This is a genomic window from Streptococcus plurextorum DSM 22810, from assembly GCF_000423745.1.
Taxonomy (GTDB): domain Bacteria; phylum Bacillota; class Bacilli; order Lactobacillales; family Streptococcaceae; genus Streptococcus; species Streptococcus plurextorum.
On the sequence record NZ_AUIO01000001.1, the window covers coordinates 153,955 to 178,924 of the forward strand.

A 24,970-nucleotide genomic window follows, 5' to 3' on the forward strand; every position below is an offset into this window, starting at 1 on the left:
TTGCTAAAAAGGTTCCCCGAACCTTTTTATTTAGCAACTGGGTAAACAGATACTTGTTTTTTATCGCGACCTTTGCGTTCGAAGCGTACAACACCTTCAACTTTAGCGAAAAGTGTATCGTCTCCACCACGACCAACGTTAAGACCTGGATAGATGTGAGTACCGCGTTGACGGTAAAGAATTGAACCACCAGTTACAGTTTGACCATCAGCAGCTTTTGCTCCAAGACGTTTCGCTTGTGAGTCACGACCATTGGAAGTTGAACCTCCACCTTTTTTGTGGGCGAACAGTTGCAAGTTTTCAAGATTTTTCAACATAAGATTGTGTCCTTTCCTAGTAATGAGTCGCTAACTTACGCGTTGATAGCGTTGATAACAACTTTTGTGTAAGGTTGACGGTGACCTTGTTTGCGGTGGCTACCTTTTTTAGGTTTGTATTTGAAAGTAACAACTTTCTTTTGTTTACCTTGTTTTTCGATAGTTCCGACAACAGTAGCGCCTGAAATAACTGGCGTACCAACAACAGTTTTATCACCACCGACAAGAACAACTTCGTTAAAAGTTACTTCTGAACCAGCTTCTGCATTGATTTTTTCAACGTAGATAGCTTGACCTACTTCAACTTTAACTTGTTTTCCACCAGTTTTGATGATTGCATATGTGCTCATGATGCACCTCCTATAAAGATTTTGTGAGGTTTTCCCTCTGTGAAGACTCGCCTTGTGCCGTGGGGCGAACCACTTAAAACGGCAGTCGTGCGGTTGCACAGGATGTGCATTTAGTCAACATTCTTATTATACCAAAAACACCTGCCATTGCAAGTGTTTTGTGTTATTTATCGTAGATTTTTACATCTCAAAAGCTTCGCTGACTTGCTTGTTGGGCAAGAAGACTGATAGGGCGATACCAACCACGGCTGGCAAGAGCCAGGTTAGGGATTGTTGGGACAATGGCAGAGCTGCAAAGAAAGCCTTTACTGGCTCCAAGCCCAGCTGACCCGCCACTACTTCCACGAGGGACAAGACTGTCACCACACCTACTGTCAGCTGCATACCATAGACAGAAAGTGGGACAAATTTATTGACCACAATAATCATGACCAAGCAAATGGTAATCGGGTAAAGGACCAAGAGCACTGGAATAGAAAAGGCAATAATCTTGCTCAAACCAAGATTGGCAATCCCAAAACCAATCAAGGTAAAAATGGTCGCATAGACTTTATAAGAGAATTGCGGGAAACGGTTATTGAAGAATTGCCCCGTCGATACAATCAATCCAACTGTCGTTGTGAAACAGGTCACCGTTACCATCAGGGCCAAGAAAAGCTGAGCGGACGGACCAAAAATTGCCTGGGTCGCTGCTGACAAAACGTAAACACCTTTATGTGTATCTGAAGCCAAGACATCAGCTGGAACTGGGAAATGATTGCCCAGAAAGGCCAAGCCCACATACAAGGCACTGAAAGCCAGGGCAACGACAAGACCAACCGCCCAAATGGTTGAAATATATTCTTTCTTAGAAGAAAAGCCCAGCTGTTTCAAGGTCGTCACTGCCACCACGCTGAAAGCAACAGAAGCCAAAGCATCCAAGGTATTGTAGCCTTCGATAAAACCTGTACCAAAAGCCTGACTAGCTGAGTAGGCCTCAGAAGCTGCCAAAGGCGTTGTTTGACCATATTTTGCAATTCCCATAACTACCAAAATGACGATTAAAATGGCAAAAACAGGGGTCAAAATCCGACCAATACGATCCAAAATCTTAGAAGGATTGAGGGAAATCAAGTAAGCAGCCAGAAAATACAAGGCTGTAAAGCCAAACAACCAAAGCTGTGTGCTCTGCCCTTCTACCAAGGGAGCAATCCCCATATCAAAAGCTGTCGTCGCTGTACGTGGAATGGCAAAGAAAGGACCGATTGCCAAGTACAAGGCTACCAGATAGACCGTCGCAAAAAGAGGCGAAATCTTCCGTGAAATCTCATGGATATAGCCCTTGGGATTAAGCGTCCCCACAATCAAGGCAAGGACTGCAATACCAACACCCGAAACGACAAATCCTAAAATAGCAGGCCAGAAATTCTCACCTGATAGTACACCCAGTGCAGGCGGAAAAATCAAATTCCCCGCACCAAAAAACATTCCGAACAGGAGTAAACCTGTCAGTGCTCCTTTTTTCATAAAAACTCCTTATCATATTTATAATATTACTGTTACTCATCCATAAATTCATTACGTAATCTTTGCAAAATAACTAGACTACTTCGTCACTATCCCATAAATGTAGATAATCTTATTATTTTCATTGACTCCCACCAATGCTGGATAGGTTTTGCCTTCCAAAGACCGATAGAAATGGGCCATGGTTTTGGTGCTATTACTAACATTCATCCTTTGATGAACTCCAGAAACATTAGCAGAGAGTACTACTTTAGAGTAATGGCGCCCAATCCTTCCAACTCTAGTCTCTTCTACTGTCACCATAGCTACAGTTCTTGTCAACTCCTGAGAGGTAAAATAGTGATATTGCGTCAGCCCATTCACCACGCGGTAGCCAAGGAGGTAAACAATCGTCCAAACTATAAAGATCAGATTAAGGGAAACAGACAACCAAAATCGCAGAAGTCCCTTAGACGCCACAAGTCTCTGATGAGTGTCAAAGCAAAACCTACGCCAACCACCTGATTCTTTCACAGTCTTCAGCAAATCACGAGTGACATAGATAAACACCGCAAGACAGACAAGAAAATTGATCACGATTCCCAATGCATAGAGCCAGCTTAAATGGTTTCCCAAAATAACATTTGTCATCTCACCGTCCCAATTCAGGGAATAGATAAGGCCATTTAAAAAGTCATCCATGCTTATAGCAGATCCTCAATCAGACTATCGACTTCATCTTTAACATCTTCTTTTGGGGTGATTTCGGTAACGATAATACCTGCAACAGCCTTCTCCACCAGAGCCTCAACAGCCATTCGGCTTTCATACTGCTCTGCATTTTTTATCTTAGGATTGGTCTTTGGACGGTCTGGTGCAAAAATAGTACAGCAATCTTCAAAGGGTTGAATCGAGATATCAAATGTATCTATTTCTTGCGCAATATCAATAATTTCTAACTTATCCATGGTCACAACAGGACGGATAATTGGAGTATTGGTCACTGCGTTAATCGCTTGCATGGACTCAAGAGTCTGACTAGCCACCTGTCCAAGACTTTCACCGTTTACAATGACAAGACCTCGACGTTCCTCACGGATACGATCTGTTATTCGCATCATAAAACGACGGGTCAAGGTCATCAAGTAAGCCTCAGGAGCTTTTGCCTTGATTTCTTCTTGAATCTCTGTAAACGGCACTTCGATAAATTGGATATTGCCTCCAAATTTAGTCAACTGACGCGTTAAGTCATGAGCCTTTTTGAGAGCTCCTGGACTAGTGTAAGGCGGACTAGCAAAGTGAACGGCTTCAATTTCCATGCCACGTTTAAGAGCCAGGTAGCCTGCCACTGGCGAGTCAATACCACCAGATAACATCAACATGCCCTTACCTGAAGTCCCTACTGGAAGTCCGCCTGCTCCTTTAATTTCTTCATAGGAAATATAAGCAGCCTCGTCACGAATTTCAACTTTGAGGTTGATATCAGGCTTTTTCATTTGAGCTTTTATGGCTGGCAATGCTCTGAAAACAGCATCACCAAGAGTGTGGTTGAGCTCTGTACTGTCAAGTTCAAAGGAATGATCCGCACGCTTACTGGTTATTTTAAAAGTGATACCGTCACGATACAGGCCTGTCATGATGGCTTGGACGGCTTTTTCTAATACAGCCACATCCTTTTCTAAACGATAAACGGGATTAAACGCTTGGATTCCAAAAATCTGCTTGAGGCTCTCTGCGACAGGTTCATAAGCCTGCCCATTTAAAAAAATGTGGCAACGATCACGATCCGCTGTAACCGTAACCGTTGGATAAATAGACAAGACATCTTGAATATTTCGCTTCAATTTGTTGATAAAGCGCATGCGATTTTTGCCTTTGGTGGATAGCTCACCATAGCGAACCATAATTTCTGAATAGTGTAATGTCATAATACTTCTTTCTTTATTTGGATTACTCTGTCTTTAGCAAGTCTAGCTTTTGTTTAATATTGCGATAAGCATCGCTATTGCCCGTTTCGAGATAAAATGCCAGATGACGTTCCAAGCGCCAACGGTAGGCTCTCAGTTCATTGCTGATATCCATTCCCAAAAGGCTGAGCATGGCTATCCTCTCTTCAATACTTCTTAAGGGAAAAATAGCTGTCACATCCACAGTACCTGTCACACTTGAAGCTAATTTACGATGAACATAGGTAGCCTTATTCATATAAACCAAAGCCTTTGCCTTAAGATAAATCTTCCAAGTGGTAAAATCATCCTCAACTTTTTCCAAGGTAGGATAGAGGATATTTTCAAAGAGGTGGCTTTTATAAAGTTTCCCCCAAGGAACGGTAAAACATTGGCTGATTTGAAATCGTGAATGGTACTGCTGCTGAAACCACTGATCAGGGGTCATGATGTCTTCATAATAATCTTTGGCATGAACAGCAATTTTAAAAACGCCTCTTTCGTTATCAAACTCTGAGAAATTCGAGATAGCAATATCGGCTCCAGTCTCAACCAGCTTGCGATAAAGGTCTTCAATGTGTGTCGGATCTATCCAATCATCATGGTCGATAAACAGAACATAAGCTCCCATCACCTCTGCTAGAGCTGCATTGCGACTAGATCCAACACCACCATTCTCCTTTCGAAACACGCGCACACGGCGATCTTTTGAAGCAAAAGCGGAACAGATATCTGGGGTTTGGTCGGTTGAGCCATCATCCATCAAAATAATATCGAGATTTTGATAGGTCTGGTTCAAGACACTCGTCACACACTGTTCAAGGAACTTTTCATCATTGTAAATAGGGATAATAACACTAATTAACTCGTCTTGTCTCATGAGCGTACCTTCTGAGTGTTTTTGTAGATTTGTCTAAAAATCGTCAAAAATTGTTCTACCTGTCCCATGTCATTTTCCCCGTCAAGACTGATGCGAACAGCCGTCTGAGCCGCTTTACTTGGCACCCCCATTGCAATGAGAGTCCCAGCAGGCTTACCCGCCTTTGACGAACAAGCAGAGGTGGTTGAAATATAGATATCATGGTCTTCAAAAGCATGAACCACAACTTCGCCACGAACGCCTTTAATGCCAAAAGTCAAGATATGGGGTGCAAACCCCTCTTGCCCTGAAAAAACTGTAATGTCCTCATGGTTCAATAATTCCTCACGTAGAATGTCTTTCATTCTCGCGATATAGACCAAAGATTGCTCTGACCTATCCATCGTCAAACGTAATGCCTTTGCCATAGCAGCTATGGCTGCTACATTTTCTGTCGTGGAACGTAAATCCTTTTCTTGACCTCCACCAGTCAAAAGTGGCGTTATTTTCTTACCAGATTTTTTATAAAGGAAGCCAACACCACGGACAGCATGGAACTTATGACCTGAAAAAGAAGCAAAATCTACGCGATCCGTTAAATAATCAGCTGTTGGAATCTTACCAATAGCCTGAACCGCATCAACATGAAATGAAATACTTGGTCTATCTCTTAGAAGATCAGAAATTGCTTTAATGGGCTGAATTGATCCGATTTCGTTATTGACCGCCATGACGGACACTAAAATGGTATCTGGTCTTAAGAGTGCTGATAGGGCGTCAATATCAATAAAACCTTGCCCATCAACTGGAGCGTAAGATACTTCAAATCCTTGACTGCTCAGCCATTTAGCCGCGGCTTTAACTGCTGGATGCTCAATATCTGACACAATGATATGCTTGCCAAAAGGAGCTTTTTCAAAAGCAATTCCCTTGATTGCCCAGTTGTCACTTTCAGTACCACCCGAAGTAAAGAAAATTTCCTCCTCTGACCGACCAAGAAGCTCCGCGATCTGCTTTCGGGATGCTGCAAGGATACGTGAGGCCTGGCTACCCAGATTATGCAAACTAGAAGGGTTACCAAAAATCTTACTAGCTACTTCTTGATAAGTGTGTAAAGCTTCTGGATAGGGGCGTGTCGTTGCTGCATTATCAAAATAAATCATCAGTCTTCTCCGTTAATTCAATCCTTATCATTATACCATAAAATACTCCTATTTTCGGAGCGAAAAGAAGCAAAAAAAGACGCCCTTGCGTCTTATCGATTGAAGAAAAAGTCTGGACGTTTTTCTTTAGTCTTTTTTCTTTATAGTGAAAATCAAAAACTCCTAGAAACGTTGAAATATCAGTGGTTCTCTGATTTTTATATTTTGTAATTCTATCAAAAACTGTTCTAGTTTTATGTTTTTAGGGGTTTGTCTACGTTCTAAGACACCCTAGCGTCTTCAATTGGCTTTGAGTCCCAACAAAAAATCTATAGCTACATCACCGAATGCGGTTATCATCCGTTAAAAGAAAGTGGCTTCTGGAAAAGGAGTGCCTGATTGAGCTACCTTTTGCCATTGGCATTGCAGCCTTTCTTTGATTTCACAATAATCTACCAAGGTCCTGTTCACCCTATTCCGATGACTTCGTAATCTTAGACTTTCTGTTGAATCTTATGCATCTCGGCATAGCGACCACCAAGTTCCAGTAGGTCTGCATGTTTGCCTTGTTCAACAATTTGTCCGGCATCTAACACTAAAATGTGATCTGCATTCTGAATCGTAGAAAGCCTATGAGCGATGATAAAAGTGGTACGCCCTTCTTTAACGACCTCCATAGCTCTTTGAATTGTTTCTTCTGTCTCAGTATCAATATGGGATGTCGCTTCATCTAAAATCAGAATTTTAGGGTTCATTATTAAGGTTCTTGCAAAGGCAATTAACTGACGCTCCCCAGATGACAAGGCTGCGCCTCTATCCACTACAGGCTCATAAATCCCTTTTTCAAGCCGTGCCACCAAGTCTAAAGCCCCAACTTTTTTTAGACTAGCCATGATATCATCTTCAGAAAAATCCTGATTCTCCATCGTGACATTGCTTGCAATCGTTCCTGTAAACAAATAGGGATCTTGAAGAACAATTCCCATATGAGACCGTAGACTCTCACGAGAGTAGTTCCGAATATCCTGACCGTCAATTAAGACACGCCCTTTTTGAGGATCGTAAAACCGATAGAGCAGATTCATAATCGACGATTTTCCTGACCCCGTATGCCCCACCAGAGCAATCGTCTCACCGGCCTTAGCTTTAATAGTAATGTCTCTTAACACCAGCTTGTCTTCTTCATAGGCAAAACTAACCTGGTCAAAAACCACATCTCCCTTCCTGACCACTAGCTGCGCTTGACTATCAACTTCCTCTTCTTCATTTAAGAGTTCAAAAACACGTGCCCCCGTTTCCAATGACCGTTGGATATTAGGAAATTGTCTCACCAACATTCCCATCAATTCAAATAAGCTTGTGATGTAATTGATGTAGACAAATAATCGTCCTGGCGATAGATTTGTTTGATTACCTAAAAATTGATAACCCACAAGGGTCAAGACTCCTGAAATCACTAAATACTTAGCTGATTCTGTCAGAGTCCAAGAGGCTGTGGCATTGACCAAATGCATACGGCTATCTGCTTCTAGTAGCTTACTTGACGTTTCATCAAATTCTGCTAAGACGCGCTCCTCCTGCTGATAAAGCTGAATAAGACTGGCACCAGCCATGGTTTCATTAACCTGAGTATTCACCTCACTCCTAGCCTCATAATAGTCTTTCATGGGCTTATCTGTTGCTCGACGGTAGAGAACTTGCAAGCCATAAAAGAGGGGTAACAATATCAGCATATAGAGTCCTATCAACCAATCAATGCTCAATAAAATCGCATAAATGGCAAAAACCTTAATCAGATTAACAGCCAACATCGTCAATAGATTATTATAAAATTGTGTGCGTAGCGTTTCGGTATCATTGATAATTCGTGTCGCAATTTTTCCAGCAGGCTTATCATCAAAATAGGAAATAGGCAGACCTTGCATCTTATCAAAAGCCTGATGTCGCAAATGTGCAGTGATTAAAAAGGAACAGCGATTAAACACATAACGCATGCTGTAAAAGAGAAAGAGACTAGCTATGGTTAGCCCGACATACAGGGTGAGTTGCTCATTAAAAAGCCTACGGTCAATTTGTCTTCCTTTGTCTAGAGCTGTCAAACTGCTGTCAATAACCTTTTGTAAGACCAAAGGGGTAATCTGACTAAGTCCTGTAGCCAATCCTAAAAGCACAACTCCTAGAGTAAAGCGTCCCTTAACCACCTTTATCTGCTTAAGCAAGTCTTTCATCAGTTTCATGACTTCCCTCCTCTATTTGCGCTTGTTGTCTCTGGTATTGCTCAAAATACCACCCCTTATTAGCCAGCAAATCACTTGGGCTTCCAGCTTCTACAATCTTTCCTTCATCCATGACAAGAACCAAATCTGCATGCTGCACAGCTGATAGTCGATGCGTCACAATGATATTGGTTTTTCCGGCACGCTCCCTTTGAATATTGCCAATAATTTTTTTCTCGGTTTTCGCATCAACTGCCGACAAGGAATCATCCAATATTAAGAGCTCTGGATCTTTAATGAATGCACGCGCCAAGGAAATCCTCTGTTTTTGACCTCCAGATATGGAAACCCCACGCTCTCCAATCGCGGTATCAAGACCATCTGACATCCTTTCTAAATCCTGACTAAAAGAGGCAGTTTCAATCGCTTTTCTGATGTCTGCTTGATTGGCGCTTGTCTTGCCCATGGCAATATTTTCAGCTACTGATCGTGAAAAAAGGAGATGTTCTTGTGGCACATAACCAATCAATCGCTCTAAACTCTGTCGAGAAAATGCTGTTACTGCTCTGCCATTGATTTCAAAACCTCCAGAACCAACAGGGTATTGCCGTAAGAACTGGCGCACCAAAGTGGTTTTGCCAGAACCTGTCTTGCCCACAATCCCCAAGGTTTGTCCCTTAAATAGTTTGAGGGTAAGAGCTGTTAGACTCTCTCCCTTTGCTTGAGGATAGCTAAAGTGGTAGTTTTGGAAAACAACTTCTTCAAGAGTATTGAGGTCACATTGTCCATCTTCTTCCATGTCATCGCCCGTTTCAATGAGCTCTTGCAACTTATTAAAGGAGGTGCGTCCTGTTTGATAGACCAAAACCAATTCTGAAAGCATCGAAATAGGCTCCATCAGAGAAACCGTATAAAGTTGCATGGCAAGGACTTGTCCGACACTCATTCTACCTGCTTCCACAAAAGATGCCCCTAAGAACAAAGTAATGACAGTGGTCGCACCAAACATCAAGGTATACAGCGGACCATAAAGAGAGGTGTAACGTGACAAATGGCTTTCACGGTCGACCAATTCTTGAGTCCTTTTTCGAAAGCGAGTCGCTTGTAAATCCTTTCGACTATAGGCTCTCATCACACGAATCCCTTCAATGATTTCCAAAACGTCATTGCTTAAGTTAGCCACAGCTTCACGATTCTCATCGACTAAAATTTCCGTCTTGCGACTCACAAGGTATATCCCTCCAGAAAGTAGAATAACTGGAATCAAAGCAGCCACGGTTATTTGCCAAGAAATCAGCAACATAACAGGGAGAATAAAGACAAGCATCCCCCCAGCATAAAGCAAGGTCATCAGACCAAAACCCACTAAATCTTGAAGCATTTCAACATCTGTCGAAAACCGCGTCATCATATCACCCGCACGAAATTTTTCATAAAAAGGTGTTCTCATGGTGACCAGTTTTTTAAAGGCATTTTTTTGTAAATCAAACTTAAAACGACTGGCTTGTTGAAATAGTTTAAAGCTCCAAAAGAAAGCAGTGAGATAACTAATCACCGTTGCTGCAACTAGAATCCCAATATTAATCCAAAGATTTGATTCGGTCAGTTTTCCCTGGCTCATCAAATCAATTAAACGCTGAATAATCTGAGTCGGCACAACTAAACTCGCATCATAAACAATCAAGACTAAACCTATCAAGAGATAGAGCCACTTATGCTCTTTAATATAAGTCCCTACTAGTTTAAACATATGTCTCCTAACTATTTTCTCATTATACGTGTGGTGTTTTACTATTTTAATGAAAAGCACGCAAAAAGGCCTACGGAAAGAATCCTTCCATAGACCTCGCATAAGCTGTCATAATGCTAAACAGCTACAGGATACGGTGTGAAAGGAGACTTTTCTCAACTACAATAGATGTCATAAGATATGTATTATTCATGTTTGTATTCTCCTTTCTTGTTTTCTGCCTAGTAATTTATCATAATATGATGATTTGGTCAAGCTCTTTTTAACATTTTTCGACATTTTCCGAACATCCCCAACATAAGAACCTCATATAAAACCAAAAAGAGGATGAAGCAATGAAGGAAAAACATCTCTGATAAGACTGAAATAATAGGGTCTGTGGCTGGGTTAAACAGCCAAGAACTATCACCAGGAAAGAGCAGCTGATGAAAAAGGGTAAAAAATTGTTCAAAACCAATCAGGACACCAAAAACACCAATGCCTAGTGGTACCAAGGCAGCTGTCAGAAAGTACTGCTGATAGCTCCACAAGCTTTTAGTTCTGCTAGTTATCACAAGAAACCTAACAGCAGGGTAGCTGGTGGCAAGGAAAATGACCTGTACCAGATGAAAGAGCATTTTCACGTCTGCAAAGTGTTTTAACCCGCTAGCCGATGAGGGAAAGTCTGGCATGTCTAGCACCTGTGAAAAAGGACTGGTGAGATAGGTTAATAAGATGTTGTAATTCTCTAAAAGCTCTGGTTTGGCAAGAGGGACCTGCTCAGTCAGTTTAAGGCTGTCAACTTCCAAGGGGTAAAACAACCAAGCGCCATAGATGGTTGCTAACACCGCTATTGTCAAAAGCCAGACAAGAGTCAGATAGGAAAAAAGTCTAGTTTTCATCAAAATGCCACTCCGATAAACTCTCAAGCACAACAGTTGGCGCCACTGGTAGACTTTCAACTTCTTCTTTTTTGGTAAAACCAGTCAATACCAAAAGAGTCGCAATGCCATTTTGAATCCCTGCCATAATATCTGTCAGATAATTATCACCAACCATAATGGCTTCTGACTTCTTAACCCCTAAACGATCCAAAGCCTTGTCCATGATAATGGCCTCAGGTTTGCCAATAATGACCGGTTTAACCCGAGTCGCCGCCTCAAGAAAGGCTATCAAACTTCCTGCACCAGGCAAGAGGCCTCGCTCTGTCGGGATGTTTAAATCTGGATTGGTACCAATAAAGTGGGCTCCTTTTTGGATAGCCAGAGTAGCTGTAGCAAACTTATCATAATCCACTGTCCAATCAAGACCCACTACAACATAGGCTGGATTTTCAGAATCTTCCACAAAACCTGCCTCGTAAATGGCTGATTTAAGCCCTTCTTCTCCGATGACATAGACTGTATTACCTCTGGCCAAGTCTTTCATATAGTCTACTGTGGCAAGCGTTGCAGTGTATATGGTCTCAATCGGCGTTTTTATATCAAATGTCTCAGCTAGCATCTGCTGCACTTGCTCAGGACGGCGTGTGGTATTATTGGTCACTAAAAGATAAGGTAGCTCGCGCTCCTGCAAGTCACGAATAAACTGCTCACCAGCGGGAATCCGCTCCTTGCCCTTATAAATGGTCCCATCTAAATCAATCAAATAACCTTTGTATGTCATTTCTTTTCCTCTTAAAAATAGCGACTCTGTAAGTCGTCCTGCTCATCTCGAAAATAAAAGAGTTCTGAAACATCTCCCTTTTCAAAAACATCGATGATATCTTCCATGTATGGGGCGAGGTCAACGGTCCTTAAATCACTCTTAGCTACCCACTTGATTTCCCCTTCTTCTGAGGAACGAATTGAACCTTCAAAGGCTGTTACTTTATAAAGAAACACCAAGTAACGTATACCTTCATCTCTGGTGTGAAAATGCTTGACCGCCATCAACTGTGGATCCTTAACCCTTAGCCCCGTTTCCTCATAAACCTCTCTTACAAGCGCCTCATGAAGACTCTCTTTTTCCTCAACATGACCGCCAGGTAGGGCATAGCCATGCCACACATAACGCTTTGGATCTCGGATTTGCATCAGCACACGTCCCTTTTCATCCTCAATCATACACATATTGGTTAGAATCACTTTTTCTGCTCGTGACATCCTATCTCCCTTCTCATTACTCTAATATCAGTCATCTCAGCTGTAACTCCGATAACAGTTGCTGGGTTCATAACTTGTTTTTTCACCTTTAAGCGTGTTTTCATATCAGTCAAATACCGTTTCCCACTTGTCCGCCGCATTGGCTTCAAAACAGAGCGCAATTTGTGCTGAAGTAGCTTTTGTTTCAGCTAATTCAGGCAACTGATTTAAGGCAAAATACTGTGCATCGAGGGTTTCATTATTTGGAGTAAAACTACCACCAATAACCCGACAGAGCACAAAATGCTTGATCACTCTTATCGCACTTCTTTTAGGGTTGTTCTTAGCCTTATCTAACACCGCAATCAAGCGTTTCGCCTCAACCTCAAGTCCCGCCTCCTCACGGACTTCCTTGATGGTATTGTCCATGATAGAGTGATCCACGTCACACCAGCCACCCGGTAAGGTCCACAGACCATCGTATTCCTGCACTAAGAGGATTTTTTGATCTTTAAAAATAGCTGCACGGGTATCGATTTTAGGAGTTTGGTAGCCTGTCTCACCGGCAAAAAGTTCCACGACCTTCTCTTTTGGTAAGCCCGAGGGCTCGACTAAGATTTGGCAAGCAATATCTCTAATCTCCTCAAAACGCTCGATATCAAATCTATCCTTGCTATAAGTCAATCCAGCCTGAGCCAGCGCCTGCAAACGAATAGCCCAATCCAAATAGTTTGGCTTATCGGTCATCCTCTTCCTCCACTTTCTGCCAAACAATTCGTGCTTGTGCTCTTAATTGCCCTTGATTGTAAATCTCATACTGAGTCGCCAATCCTTCATTCGCCACTCGAACATTAACATAAGTCTCTAGAAAATCCTCACAGGAAATTTCCTTAAGGTACTTGATCGTTAACTCTTTAGCTCGATAATCTTTGAGCATTGGCCAATCCATACTATCAAATAGCCAGTTGAGATAAGTGCCATTGTTGACATGTCGATTCATGTCCATGTCAAAATAGCTGATGGCATGATTGATCGTGAGGTAATCGCTCAGCTTCTCCCACTTGATCAAGCGTGGTATCTTTTTAACTTTCTCTGACTGATAAGGAGCAATCAAGTCCTCTGGAACTGGGGCTAACTTACGGCTATCAAAATCAAGCAAGACAAAATAACAGTCTATGGTTAGCAAAACCTGCCCTACCTCATCACGAATATTAAAACGACGTTGACAAAGGAACTTATCAAAAGCAACAGCCTCTGTCTCAATCACAACCCGTTCATCATATCGCGGTAACCGCTGAATGTCAAAGTGATAGTCCGTCACCACCCAAATCAAACCATATTGCTCATAAATGTCCGTGTCACTGCGGTTGAGACCAGCAGATTGACGACCAGAAACACCCAGACAATAAGACATAAAGCGAGAGAGCACTATTTCCTTCTCCATATTGACCATGTCAAAAGGAACCACAAAATCTTCTCTATAAACCTGTCCCATAGCTCACACTTTCTATAACATGAATTTTTCGGCAACGGTGTCCCCCAAGAAAAGACCTTTTTTAGTCATCCGGAGCCTGCCATCGCTTATCTTGACCAAGCCATCTGCTTGCAAGTCAGACACGATTTGTCCATAACGTGCCTCAAAATTTTCTTGGAATTTTTCCTCAAAACGGGCAATCGAAACACCTGATTTTTTACGAAGGCCTAGGAAGAACTCCTCCTCCATCTTTTCCTCTTTGCTCAAAACTTCCTCGGTTAATCTGGCATGCCCCTCTTCTGCTATAGCTTTGAGGTAGTGCTGAATAGGACCCCGGTTACGGTAACGCACACCATTCACATAACCTGAAGCGCCAGCTCCAAAGCCATAATACTCATCATTGTCCCAGTACATGAGGTTGTGGCGACTTTCCATGCCAGGCTTGGTAAAATTGGAAATCTCATAATGTTCAAAGCCATTTTTTTCCAGTTGGGAAATGATGTAATCAAACATTTCGGCTTCCAAGTCTTCCGTTGGCAGATTAAGTTTTCCGCGACGCATTTTATTCATAAAAACGGTATGATGTTCTAAAATCAGGCTATAAAGACTTAGATGGGGGATATCTAGCGCTATTGCCTTTGCTACATTTTCCTTGACATCAGCCATGGTCTGACCAGGTAAAGCATAAATAAGGTCAATGGAAATGTTATCAAATCCCGCTGTTTTCAGAGCTGAAATGTTTTCATAAATCTGAGCTTCATTATGGCTTCTGCCGATGCGCTTTAAATGTTTGTCATTAAAGGTCTGCACCCCAAGCGAGATGCGATTGACAGCTGATTTTTGCAGCACCGCTATTTTTTCAGGGTCTAAGTCGCCTGGATTGGCTTCGATGGTGAACTCCTCTACCCCTTTGCTGTATTTGGTCAAATGGCTGAGCAGATAATCCAACTGGTCAGCAGAGAGTGCTGTCGGTGTTCCTCCACCGATGTAGAGCGTCCGCAGTGATCCCATATCCGCCAGTTCAATCTCACGAATAAGAGCCCGCAGATAATCATCTACAGGCTGATTTTTGATAAAAACCTTTGAAAAATCGCAGTAATAGCAAATCTGCGTGCAAAATGGGATATGGATATAAGCGGAAGTTGGTTTTATCATGGAACTATTATACCACAGCCAGGCTATCCATCCAAATGACCGAAGTCAAATGGCTGCCTAAGGCAAAAACTATTCCCTTCACAACTCCTCTACAAGCAAGCTCAAAATGAATAGTTCCTGATTTTAGAATCAAGAACCTTCTTTCCCATTATCTTTACCTTTTCCTTAACCGTCCAAATGCCAATTCATAGCGCACATATGATTTCGCTTCTTGGTAAAGAAAGAGAAAACAGGCTTCCTCACTATCAAAAGAGCGAGTATGAGGGTAATTGCTACGTTCTATGGTCTCATCAACTTTCCATACGCCTTGGTCTTTATAAACACCTTTTAGAAAGCAACCAAAATCACCACCCAATGGAGACTGACGAAGACTAAATTCTGGTCCCTCGTATTGACGAAAACACCTCTCATAAAGCCACCAAAACTCTTCTGCTTTCATTCATTTTCCTCTCTATTTACTATCTTTTCCACCTTGATAATGGCTAAAAATCACCGATAGTCATTTGCTGATATGAAACAAGCACTAAAAACTACCTTCTTGATAAAGTGATAGGCCTCTTGTCAAAAGTAACAACCGACGGTTTAAAAATTGAGGCCTAAAAAGAAGACTTGCTATCGTCTAGCCATCTACTTTATCCGCTAGCCCTAATCCCCCTCTGATAGATGCCCTTAATCTAGCCCTTCTTAGAGCTCGATTATTGGGAAATAGCTGCGCAACGCTTGGTGATAACTCATCACGAATCAGAGCGAATCTCTTAGTCAAGCTGTTCAGTATTCTCTTTGCGCCAGATACGATAGGCAAACAAGCCACCATTAAGCAAAAATAGCAGCCCACACAAGATGGCCATCAAAAGATTGTTGCCCCTAATATTGATGAAAAATCCAATACCATAAAGGGCAAGAAAGTACCAGGTCATGATATTTTCTGAACCAAATAATTTCTTCATGTATTCCTCCATTCTTTCCCTTATTATATCAAAAATACATTAAAAAACGTGTTATCAGGTGACCGTAACATTTTTAGACAGAATCACTGATCAAAGACTCTTGAAATTCTTTTTTAAGCAATCGTCACATTTGCCCAGCTAATCCAAAAGACTAAGGTTTATAGGGGCACACATGTTGCTGAACTTGTCCTTCCCTTCTTGTCCTCTACTTTTCAAGATAAAATCATCCACTGGACATTTTCGCTTCTCAATTTCTAGGCGAAAAGATAAAACAGTCCACTGGACATTTTCGCTCTTCAATGTCTAGGCGAAAAGATAAAACAGTCCACTGGACATTTTCGCTCTTCAATTTCTGGGCGAAAAGATAAAACAGTCCACTGGACTGTTTTATTTCTCGTCATCATCCATGCTAAGCACACTCAAGAAAGCTTCTTGTGGAACTTCGACTGAACCGATGGCTTTCATGCGTTTCTTACCAGCTTTTTGTTTTTCAAGAAGCTTACGTTTACGCGAAACGTCGCCGCCATAACACTTGGCAAGGACATTTTTACGCAGGGCTTTAATGTCTGTTCGAGCCACAATTTTCTGTCCGATTGCTGCTTGAATCGGAACTTCAAACTGTTGACGCGGAATGATTTTCTTGAGCTTCTCCACGATGAGCTTCCCGCGTTCATAAGCAAATTCCTTGTGAACAATAAAGCTAAGCGCATCGACCTTGTCACCATTAAGCAGGATGTCCATTTTCACCAGCTTAGACGAGCGGTATTCTGAAATTTCATAATCAAACGAAGCATAACCACGAGTTGAAGATTTGAGCTTGTCAAAGAAATCAAAGACAATTTCAGCCAGCGGGATCTGATAGATGACATTAACACGATTGTCATCGATATAATCCATGGTCACAAAGTCACCACGCTTGCGCTGTGCTAGCTCCATAACAGCACCAACATACTCTTGAGGGACCATGATCTGAGCCTTAACATAAGGCTCCTCAATGCTATCAATTCGTGTAGGATCTGGAAATTCAGACGGGTTAGACACCTCTACCATCTCGCCATCTGTCATATTGACATGGTAAACCACCGACGGCGCTGTCATGATCAGGTCAATGTTGAATTCCCGCTCCAAGCGTTCCTGGATAACATCCATATGCAGAAGTCCCAAGAAGCCACAACGGAAACCAAACCCTAAGGCTTGTGATGTTTCAGGTTCAAATTGCAAACTAGCATCGTTAAGTTGGAGTTTTTCAAGTGCTTCACGTAGGTCATTGTACTTATTGGACTCAATCGGGTAAAGACCAGCAAAGACCATGGGGTTCATCTGCTTATAGCCAGATAAAGGCTCACTAGCAGGATTTTCAGCTAAGGTCACTGTATCACCAACACGGGTATCTGCAACCGTCTTGATCGAGGCTGCGATATAGCCAACGTCACCTGTTGCTAGATAGTCACGACCGATTGCTTTTGGCGTGAAAATCCCAACTTCAGTGACATCAAAAGTTTTACCATTTGACATGAGCTGAATGGTATCACCTGGTTTAACCATCCCATTGACCACACGAACCTGTAGAATAACCCCACGATAAGGGTCATAAACGGAGTCAAAAATAAGAGCCTGCAAAGGTGCTGTGACGTCACCCGTCGGTGCTGGCACCTTCTCAACAATTTGCTCTAAAATCTCCTCAATCCCAATCCCTGCCTTAGCAGAGCATGGCACCGCTTCTGAAGCATCTAGCCCAATGACATCTTCGATTTCCTGGCGGACTCGCTCTGGATCTGCTGCTGGCAAGTCAATTTTATTGATGACAGGCAAAATTTCCAAGTCATTATCAAGTGCCAAGTAGACATTGGCCAAAGTCTGGGCTTCAATTCCCTGAGCCGCATCAACTACCAAGATAGCCCCTTCACAGGCAGCAAGGGAACGTGAGACTTCATAGGTAAAGTCCACGTGCCCAGGTGTGTCAATTAGATGAAAGATATAGGTTTCACCGTCTTTAGCCTTATAATTGAGCTGGACAGCGTTCAGTTTGATGGTAATCCCACGCTCACGCTCCAAGTCCATGCTATCCAAGAGTTGTGCCTGCATTTCACGACTGGAAACCGTCTCTGTTTTTTCTAAAATACGATCAGCAAGGGTAGATTTCCCATGGTCAATATGGGCGATGATAGAGAAGTTACGGATCTTCTCCTGACGTTTTTTTAAGTCTTCAAAAGTAGGCATAAGATTTTCTTTCCATATGGTATTCTCTTTATTATATCAAAAAAGAAAGCAATGGTCTAATGCCAATCGCTTTCTTTTAGCCTCAGCTTATCCATTATAAATTGCTATACAGGTAGCCTTATAGGGCAAGCTAAAAACAGAGTTTCCTTATCTTTAAGTCAATTACCAATATTATTACCTTAGTTCCAAACAGCTATCACCTAAATCCGATCACTGTATAAACATCCTGTCATAGCATTGGAAACTTACCTGCAATCTAGACCAATCTATATCTTTGGAAACAGTGTCCTCGTCCTTGAACAAACTCACCAGATATATCAAGAGACTAACTAAAATCTAAATAGGTTTCCATCTTTTGGCCGACGCTTTCTGTCTGCTTTTTTAATAGAAGGTCTTCTCGCTTTGCTTAAAATACTGTAAATAAGGGGCACCGATTTGGTGAAAAGCTAGCGCCAAATGAGCTTTAGCTGTTGCATTTCTTTGATGATAAAATGCCTTTTCAACCGACAAGCTATTATTGACATAAGAATCTCTGGTCACCTTATCGATAACATGATAAACAATATAATAGGCAGCCAAATCCAGATCTTGGGTTATTTTTTCAAAGATAATTTGTCCACGCTCACTGACAAAAATACCCAGTTCTTGCTCTTGTGATGAAAAAGTCATCTTGACCTGCATATCCAAACGCGTCCCATCAAAGAGTGAATGAAGGTGTTTAAAATCCCGATGATGTTGATAATAGCTTGTCTCAAGCAGGAGACTTACTGCTTTTCGAATCAATTCTGCTTCAGTCATCAGCCATCAACCACTCATAGATTTCTTGAGGGGTTCCAAGCGCCATCAATTCTTGGTATTTTACAACTTCTTTGAGCTTTTGGTAAATCTGGCTCTCCGAGATATCTCGCTTTTTAGCTTCTTTATTGACCGTCATAATACCGTCAGTAATGGTTACAAATGCCAATTCCTCAAAAATCTGAATCATTTTGACCAAAAGAATCTGATCAATGTTAAGAAATTGACTAAGCTCCTTAAGCTTGTAGCGAACATCAAATTCTGGAAATTGATAGATGGTCTTGTAGAGTCTTGCGTACTGCTCTCGCGTGCCATAGCCTGTTAGATAAAAGGCCTCTCTGATGGTATTTTTAAAATAAATCGCTTCAAACTGTTTCCCTGAAAAAAGGGCTTTAAGCTCTGCCGCTGAAGCTGGCAGTTCACTGACCACTACAGCCTCAGAGGTAGGAGAAAGAGCAATATCTGGTACTCCTACTGGTAAACTGGCATTTTTAGCACGAATATCAAAGAGTTGCACCCCATTGACACGAGCATCTTCTAGCATTAGTTGTAGAGTTGTCGCACCGTTCCACACATTGACTGATAAGCTAACAGCCAATTCTAACCCCTGTGCCTGTTGAAATTCCTGCAAGAGGTTTCCTTGATGAAAAGCAATCACATCATAGTCTGCGCCATTTTGAGTGATTTTCAGTTTAAGATGAGCATTGCCTTGTCCCATGGTACGGGCCTGCGTAACCTTAATATCTCTAAGCCAGAAAATAGGTTTTTTATTGTCCATCCCAAATGGTGCTAACTTATCTAGTGATTTAATGGTCTCAAGACTGAGCTCTGCCAAATCAAGCTCTCCATCAAGTCTCAATGTGTTTTTCAAATTGGTGTCAATAGCATGATCCACCACATAGGAGCAAAGAAGGTCTGAGAGTTTTTCGACATTTTCCTCCGGAAGTGTCATGCCAGCAGCTCCGCTATGTCCCCCAAAAGCGGTAAAAATCTCGCGATGATCATTCAAAGCGGCAAAAATATCAATAGACTCCAGACTACGAGCTGAGCCTTTTGCCAGACCATTTTCAATATTTAGGACCACTACGGTTTGACCGATTTCCTCCATGATACGACCAGCCACGATTCCTAATACTCCCGGATGCCAACCGGCTTTAGCTAATACTTGTACAGGTTTATCAGGATTAACCATAGCCATAGCTTCATCTAAGATACGCTGAACAATGGCTTTTCGCTCTGCATTTTTTTCCTTAATCATGAGGGCAATGGCTTGCGCTTCCTCATCATCAAAACTGGTCAAAAGTTCAACAGCAGGGTTTGGATCATCTAGACGCCCCAAAGCGTTGAGTTGGGGAGCAATTGTAAAGCCAACCGTGTCTTCATCAATAGCATTTAGGTCGACATCTGATAATTTTAGAAGTTCTAATAACCCTACACGCTCCGTTTGTCGTAACATGGACAGTCCCACCTTAACCATAATACGGTTTTCATCCGTCAAACTGACCATATCAGCGATAGTTCCAATAGCCACCAAGTCTAACAATTCTGTTGGAAGCGATTCAAGAAGGGCACAGGCCAGCTTAAAGGCTACACCACAGCCAGCCAAATGTTTAAAGGGATAGTCTGCTTGGGGATGTTCAGGATGCACAATGGCAAAAGCATCTGGAAGCTCTGCTGGCATACTGTGGTGATCTGTCACAATAACGTCAACTCCTTGACTTTGTGCATAAGCAATAGCTTCATGCCCTGCTACGCCATTGTCCACCGTTACAATAAGAGAAACGTCATGGTGTTCAATATAATATTTATAAACACTCTGATTGGGGCCGTAACCATCAGTAAAACGATTAGGAAGATAGACAATGGTCTCTGCTCCCATCATCTCTAAAGCCTCCTTGACAATCGTCGCACTTGTCATACCATCGGCGTCATAGTCCCCATAGATGAGGATTTGCTCATTATTTTCGATAGCTTGACGAATGCGATTAACTGCCTTATCCATATCATGGAGAAGATAGGGGCTGTGTAGTTGTGTGAGGTCCGCTCCTAAAAAAGCCATCAGAGCTTCTTCGGTAGCGATTCCACGTTCAAAAGCAATCTGCGCCGCTTTTTCTGTTACCCCGGCCTTCTTAGCCATCTTTAAAAAGCTCTGGTCAGGTTCCTTGTTCCCAAAAGCCCAAGTGAATTTTGAAGTAATCATAACATATCCTTGACAATAAAATAGGTTTTAGGGCGTTACAAACATGGTAAAAGCCCCTTTGCAAATAAGCTTCCCTTTGCTGTTGGTAATCGTTACATCAACGACTTTTGTGGTCCGTCCACTATGTGTCAAGAGCCCTTCAACGGTCAAACGATCCGCCAGCCGCCCCGGTCTTAGGTAGTTAATATTGGACTGAAGCGTTACGGCATTTGTATCAGTCGAGCGCACGACAAGTCCAGCCACTTGATCACAGAGGGTAAAGAGATAGCCTCCGTGAGCGTTTCCGTAGTAGTTGAGTGAACTGTCAACCACTCTTGTACTGAGGACAACATGCCCTTTTTCTGCGGTTTCAATCGTGTAATTCTCAAAAACCTTGATTTCCTGTAAGGTCATATCCATTATTTCTTATCCTTAAAATTAAAAACAGTGCCTGCTAAATAGTCTGACAGTCTAGGGAAAAGCGTGTAACACTTGTGAGCCAGATTTAGCGTCCATGGCATATTGAGATGACGTTTTTCCTTGCCTAAAATGGCAATGATTTTTTCCGCAACCACTTGGGGTTCTAAGGTAAAAGCTTTGACACTTTCTAGATAACTGCCTGTTGGATCAGCCTGATCAAAAAACCTTGTCGCAACTGGTCCTGGATTGACTGTGGTCACATAGACATTATGGGGAGCTAATTCTAAACGCAAGGTATCTGAATAACCAATCATAGCAAACTTGGACGCCGAATAAATCGATGATTGACTCGTAGCCATATAACCTGACATGGAAACAATCGAAATGATATGGCCTGACTTAGCCTTCTTCATCTGCCCGCCAATTAAGCGACAAAAGTTCATGCTAGCAAAGGTATTAACATCAAACATGTCACGGATTTCAGGCATAGAAAATGTCTCAAAATCCTTATAAACGGCGTAACCAGCATTATTGATCAAAATATCTATCTTGCCAAATTCCTGATACAGGTGTTGGCACAAGGCTTCTACAGCCTGATCGTCTGTGATGTCAAGACCGATACAACGTTTATTGAGACGCTCCTTGTACAGGCTTTCTAGTTTTTCTTGGCTACGGCCAATAAGAACTAGCATATCGTCCTCAGGCAGTCGCTTGATAATCTGCTCTGCTATGCCTCCAGAAGCGCCTGTAATGGCAATCACTCTCAAATCTCAATCTCCTCAAAATCACGCACCACACGGACATGTGGGAAAATCTGTGCAGCATCTTTTTCCAGTTGCACACAATCACGCCCCAAGAAACGCGCCGAAATATGATTGAGTAACAACCGCTTAGCAGAGGCTGCTTTAGCCACTTCTGCTGCTTGGATATTGGTCGAGTGCCCATGATGACGAGCAATCGCTTCATCACCGCGACCATAGGTTGACTCATGCACTAAGACATCTGCTCCTAATCCCAATCGAATGCTGGCGTCACACTTTCTTGTGTCCCCTAATATCGTGATAACCTTCCCTTTTTTAGGCTCTGAAATATAATCTTTGGCAATGATTTTTGTACCGTCTTCAAGCACAATATCTTCCCCATTTTTGACCTTCCCAAAAAGAGGGCCAAAAGGAACACCCGCAGCTTTTAGGCCTTCAGCATCAAGAGTCCCTTCAAGATCCTTTTGCATCACACGATACCCTAAACAAAAAATACTGTGATCTAAGGCCTCTGCATAAACCGTAAACTTATCGGTCTCTAAAATGTTACCAAGATTATCCTTATCCAACTCCTGAAAATGAATCCGATAAGGCAGGCGTGAACCTGTCACTTTTAAGCTGGTCAACACAAATTGGCGAATACCAACTGGACCATAGATTGTTAAATCGGTTTGTTCTTCACTGGCTTGAAAAGCACGACTGGCCAGAAAACCAGGAAGCCCTAAGACATGGTCCCCATGAAGGTGGGTGATAAAGATTTTTTTGACCTTACGTGGGCGAATCGTGGTTTCTAAAATCTGGCGCTGGGTGCCTTCACCACAATCAAACATCCAGACCTCATTGATTTCATCTAGCAGCTTCAAAACTAAGCTCGAGACATTACGTTGTTTGGCAGGTTGACCTGCCCCTGTTCCAAGGAATTGAATTTCCATTTAATCCATACTTTCTAATCTCATGTAGACAACAAACTGTCTTTGTTCAAAATGGTAGTAAGCCTGTCCCTGATACTGACAGGCCAAGTCTAAACACTCCTCCTGATTAAAGGAGCTTATTTTAATCAACTGATTCGGAAGCCTTGTGACCTGACTGAGCAGTGCCCAGTCAGGTGTCAGGTCTTCCAGCTCTAGGTCTTCAAAAGCCAGCTTAGCCATCTTGATCTGCTCTGCTTGAACAGATACCATATAGTGCGGAAAAAGCTGTGCCAACTCAAACAAGAGCTGAGGTGTCACCAACTCAGCCTCTTCTGAAAAGACCCTTGCCAGCTCTTTGTCGCTTTCATAGGCAAAGCCGTAAGATTTACCTGACAGATTTAAACGAATAAAAGGTTTTTCTTCTGCAAAAGATGGGTTGCTGGTGTAGAGTTTCAGCGCAGAACTTAAGCTGAAAAAGTAATCTGTCGCTGCTTTGGGACCTTGTTTTTGATAATATTCTGCAAAGTAGGCGTTAATAACACTTGGCGGTGGTGTGATAAAGGCCAACTTGTCTTCTTCTGACAGGTGCTTTAGCTTATGGGTTAAATAAGCCTTATCCAAACTGGTAAAGCCTCCATAAGTCAGAGCAAGTTCTAGGTAATCAGTCATAAAAATCTTCCAATTTCCAACGGTTATGCGAGGCGATATGACCTGTGATGTCCTCAGTTGTCTCCTCAAAATGGTAACTGTCTAAAAGAGCCACCTTATTAAGGTCGTAAAGTTTGTAGAGCTTATCTTGGCTCACCTTAACTGAAAATGGCTCAAAAATATCTCGAATCTCATCGACAATCAGCTTTCGTAACAAATCTTTTGCACCATCTTCTCGAGCTGAGAGGCGAACATTTGGAAAGGCTGTCGCGGTTAGATTGACCGCTTTATCCATTTTATTATAAATAGCTAAGCGCGGAATATCCAGCATGTCTAACTCTTTCAAAAGGTCCAAAACCACCTTTTCCTGCTCAGCATGGTCTGGATCAGAGGCATCAATGACATGTAAAAGCAAGTCCACATAGCGAGACTCTTCCAAGGTTGATTTGAAAGCCGCCACCAACTCTGTCGGCAAGTCCTGGATAAAGCCAACCGTGTCAGTCAAGGTCGCCTGAAATTGATTTTGCAAATAAATCTGCTTTGTGGTGGCGTCCAGTGTCGCAAACAGTTCATCTGCTTCATACTGACTATTGTCCGTCAGAAGATTCATGATGGTTGACTTGCCAGCATTGGTATAACCTATCAAGCCAATCTTAAAAACATCTGCTTGACTGCGCTTATCACGAATGGTCTGTCGATTTTTCTCAACCACCTTCAGCTGACGTTCAATGTCAGCGATTTGATGACGAATAGAGCGGCGGTTAAGCTCCAATTGACTCTCACCCGGCCCACGAGACCCAATACCCCCAGCCTGACGACTAAGCATGATCCCTTGTCCAACAAGTCGTGGCAACATGTATTTTAGTTGAGCCAAATGGACTTGAAGCTTGCCTTCGTGACTTCTTGCCCGCATAGCAAAAATGTCTAAAATCAACTGCATGCGGTCAATCACTTTCACCCCTAGCTCGGTCTCTAAATTGGCATTCTGCCTAGGGGTCAAGCGGTTATTGACAATAACGGTGTCTATCTCATCAGCCTCAACGATGGCTTTGATTTCTGCCAATTTTCCAGAACCAATAAAGGATTTACTGTCATAACGCTCTCGCTTTTGAGTATAGCTAGCCACCACTTCTGCTCCAGCTGTTTTAGCAAGATTTGCTAGCTCTGCCATTGACATGTCAAAGTGTTCTGTGTCTTGTAATTCAACACCGACCAAGATGACACGCTCTTGCTCTTTTTTAGTCTCGATCATGGTCGACCTCCTTGAAAAACTCACTTCTACCATTTTATCAT

The 24,970-nt window shown here is 42.4% G+C and carries 25 protein-coding genes and 1 other annotated feature; all 25 genes read right to left on the reverse strand.

Annotated elements, in window-relative coordinates; translation table 11 throughout:
- Positions 1–26: 26 nt before the first annotated feature.
- Positions 27–317: a 50S ribosomal protein L27 gene (gene rpmA, locus G575_RS0100795; protein WP_027971035.1), complete on the reverse strand. Its 291-nt coding sequence runs from the start codon at positions 315–317 to the stop codon at positions 27–29.
- Positions 318–352: 35 nt separating this feature from the next.
- Complete coding sequence (gene rplU / locus G575_RS0100800; protein WP_027971036.1) at positions 353–667, reverse strand: 50S ribosomal protein L21; 315 nt, start codon at positions 665–667, stop codon at positions 353–355.
- Positions 668–700: 33 nt separating this feature from the next.
- Positions 701–772 (reverse strand) — a sequence feature (ribosomal protein L21 leader region).
- A gap of 75 nt (positions 773–847) precedes the next feature.
- Positions 848–2,173: a branched-chain amino acid transport system II carrier protein gene (gene brnQ, locus G575_RS0100805; protein ID WP_027971037.1), complete on the reverse strand. Its 1,326-nt coding sequence runs from the start codon at positions 2,171–2,173 to the stop codon at positions 848–850.
- Positions 2,174–2,251: 78 nt separating this feature from the next.
- A complete protein-coding gene (locus G575_RS0100810) occupies positions 2,252–2,854 on the reverse strand; it encodes a hypothetical protein (RefSeq protein WP_027971038.1) in 603 nt (200 codons plus the stop codon).
- Positions 2,855–2,856: 2 nt separating this feature from the next.
- Entirely contained in the window at positions 2,857–4,080 is a 1,224-nt protein-coding gene (gene thiI / locus G575_RS0100815) for a tRNA uracil 4-sulfurtransferase ThiI (RefSeq protein ID WP_027971039.1), read from the reverse strand.
- 22 nt (positions 4,081–4,102) lie between these two features.
- On the reverse strand, positions 4,103–4,978 hold the full coding sequence (locus tag G575_RS0100820) for a glycosyltransferase family 2 protein (protein WP_027971040.1): 876 nt from the start codon (positions 4,976–4,978) through the stop codon (positions 4,103–4,105).
- On the reverse strand, positions 4,975–6,120 hold the full coding sequence (locus tag G575_RS0100825; protein ID WP_027971041.1) for a cysteine desulfurase family protein: 1,146 nt from the start codon (positions 6,118–6,120) through the stop codon (positions 4,975–4,977). Before G575_RS0100825 ends, G575_RS0100820 begins: the two co-directional genes overlap by 4 nt.
- 473 nt (positions 6,121–6,593) lie before the next feature.
- Positions 6,594–8,336: an ABC transporter ATP-binding protein gene (locus G575_RS0100830; RefSeq protein ID WP_027971042.1), complete on the reverse strand. Its 1,743-nt coding sequence runs from the start codon at positions 8,334–8,336 to the stop codon at positions 6,594–6,596.
- On the reverse strand, positions 8,311–10,065 hold the full coding sequence (locus G575_RS0100835; RefSeq protein WP_027971043.1) for an ABC transporter ATP-binding protein: 1,755 nt from the start codon (positions 10,063–10,065) through the stop codon (positions 8,311–8,313). The genes G575_RS0100830 and G575_RS0100835 overlap by 26 nt, the downstream gene beginning before the upstream one ends.
- Positions 10,066–10,316: 251 nt before the next feature.
- Complete coding sequence (locus G575_RS0100840; RefSeq protein ID WP_027971044.1) at positions 10,317–10,946, reverse strand: TIGR01906 family membrane protein; 630 nt, start codon at positions 10,944–10,946, stop codon at positions 10,317–10,319.
- Positions 10,936–11,709, reverse strand: coding sequence for a TIGR01457 family HAD-type hydrolase (locus G575_RS0100845; RefSeq protein ID WP_027971045.1), 774 nt, complete (start codon positions 11,707–11,709; stop codon positions 10,936–10,938). The genes G575_RS0100840 and G575_RS0100845 overlap by 11 nt, the downstream gene beginning before the upstream one ends.
- 11 nt (positions 11,710–11,720) lie before the next feature.
- The gene (locus G575_RS0100850) at positions 11,721–12,188 is read right to left on the reverse strand and encodes an 8-oxo-dGTP diphosphatase (RefSeq protein WP_027971046.1); all 468 of its coding nucleotides are present in this window, start codon (positions 12,186–12,188) and stop codon (positions 11,721–11,723) included.
- Positions 12,189–12,293: 105 nt separating this feature from the next.
- Positions 12,294–12,914: an NUDIX hydrolase N-terminal domain-containing protein gene (locus tag G575_RS0100855; protein WP_027971047.1), complete on the reverse strand. Its 621-nt coding sequence runs from the start codon at positions 12,912–12,914 to the stop codon at positions 12,294–12,296.
- Entirely contained in the window at positions 12,904–13,662 is a 759-nt protein-coding gene (locus G575_RS0100860; RefSeq protein ID WP_027971048.1) for an acyl-ACP thioesterase domain-containing protein, read from the reverse strand. Before G575_RS0100860 ends, G575_RS0100855 begins: the two co-directional genes overlap by 11 nt.
- Positions 13,663–13,674: 12 nt before the next feature.
- Positions 13,675–14,796 (reverse strand): radical SAM family heme chaperone HemW, encoded by a 1,122-nt coding sequence (gene hemW / locus G575_RS0100865; RefSeq protein ID WP_027971049.1) that lies wholly within the window; start codon positions 14,794–14,796, stop codon positions 13,675–13,677.
- A gap of 154 nt (positions 14,797–14,950) precedes the next feature.
- Positions 14,951–15,235 (reverse strand): hypothetical protein, encoded by a 285-nt coding sequence (locus G575_RS0100870; protein WP_027971050.1) that lies wholly within the window; start codon positions 15,233–15,235, stop codon positions 14,951–14,953.
- A gap of 316 nt (positions 15,236–15,551) precedes the next feature.
- Positions 15,552–15,743 carry a hypothetical protein gene (locus tag G575_RS0100875; protein WP_027971051.1) on the reverse strand — a complete coding sequence of 64 codons (192 nt, stop codon included), beginning with the start codon at positions 15,741–15,743 and terminating at the stop codon, positions 15,552–15,554.
- Between the two features lie 387 nt (positions 15,744–16,130).
- The gene (gene lepA, locus G575_RS0100880; protein WP_027971052.1) at positions 16,131–17,963 is read right to left on the reverse strand and encodes a translation elongation factor 4; all 1,833 of its coding nucleotides are present in this window, start codon (positions 17,961–17,963) and stop codon (positions 16,131–16,133) included.
- Positions 17,964–18,344: 381 nt separating this feature from the next.
- The gene (locus G575_RS0100885; RefSeq protein WP_027971053.1) at positions 18,345–18,761 is read right to left on the reverse strand and encodes a hypothetical protein; all 417 of its coding nucleotides are present in this window, start codon (positions 18,759–18,761) and stop codon (positions 18,345–18,347) included.
- Entirely contained in the window at positions 18,754–20,958 is a 2,205-nt protein-coding gene (recJ, locus tag G575_RS0100890; protein ID WP_027971054.1) for a single-stranded-DNA-specific exonuclease RecJ, read from the reverse strand. The genes G575_RS0100885 and recJ overlap by 8 nt, the downstream gene beginning before the upstream one ends.
- A gap of 27 nt (positions 20,959–20,985) precedes the next feature.
- On the reverse strand, positions 20,986–21,357 hold the full coding sequence (locus tag G575_RS0100895) for a PaaI family thioesterase (protein WP_027971055.1): 372 nt from the start codon (positions 21,355–21,357) through the stop codon (positions 20,986–20,988).
- The gene (locus tag G575_RS0100900) at positions 21,357–22,124 is read right to left on the reverse strand and encodes an SDR family NAD(P)-dependent oxidoreductase (protein WP_027971056.1); all 768 of its coding nucleotides are present in this window, start codon (positions 22,122–22,124) and stop codon (positions 21,357–21,359) included. The genes G575_RS0100895 and G575_RS0100900 overlap by 1 nt, the downstream gene beginning before the upstream one ends.
- Entirely contained in the window at positions 22,121–23,050 is a 930-nt protein-coding gene (gene rnz, locus G575_RS0100905) for a ribonuclease Z (RefSeq protein WP_027971057.1), read from the reverse strand. The genes G575_RS0100900 and rnz overlap by 4 nt, the downstream gene beginning before the upstream one ends.
- Positions 23,051–23,698 carry a cystathionine beta-lyase gene (locus tag G575_RS0100910; RefSeq protein WP_027971058.1) on the reverse strand — a complete coding sequence of 216 codons (648 nt, stop codon included), beginning with the start codon at positions 23,696–23,698 and terminating at the stop codon, positions 23,051–23,053.
- Positions 23,691–24,929 (reverse strand): GTPase HflX, encoded by a 1,239-nt coding sequence (gene hflX / locus G575_RS0100915; protein WP_027971059.1) that lies wholly within the window; start codon positions 24,927–24,929, stop codon positions 23,691–23,693. Before hflX ends, G575_RS0100910 begins: the two co-directional genes overlap by 8 nt.
- Positions 24,930–24,970: the final 41 nt, after the last annotated feature.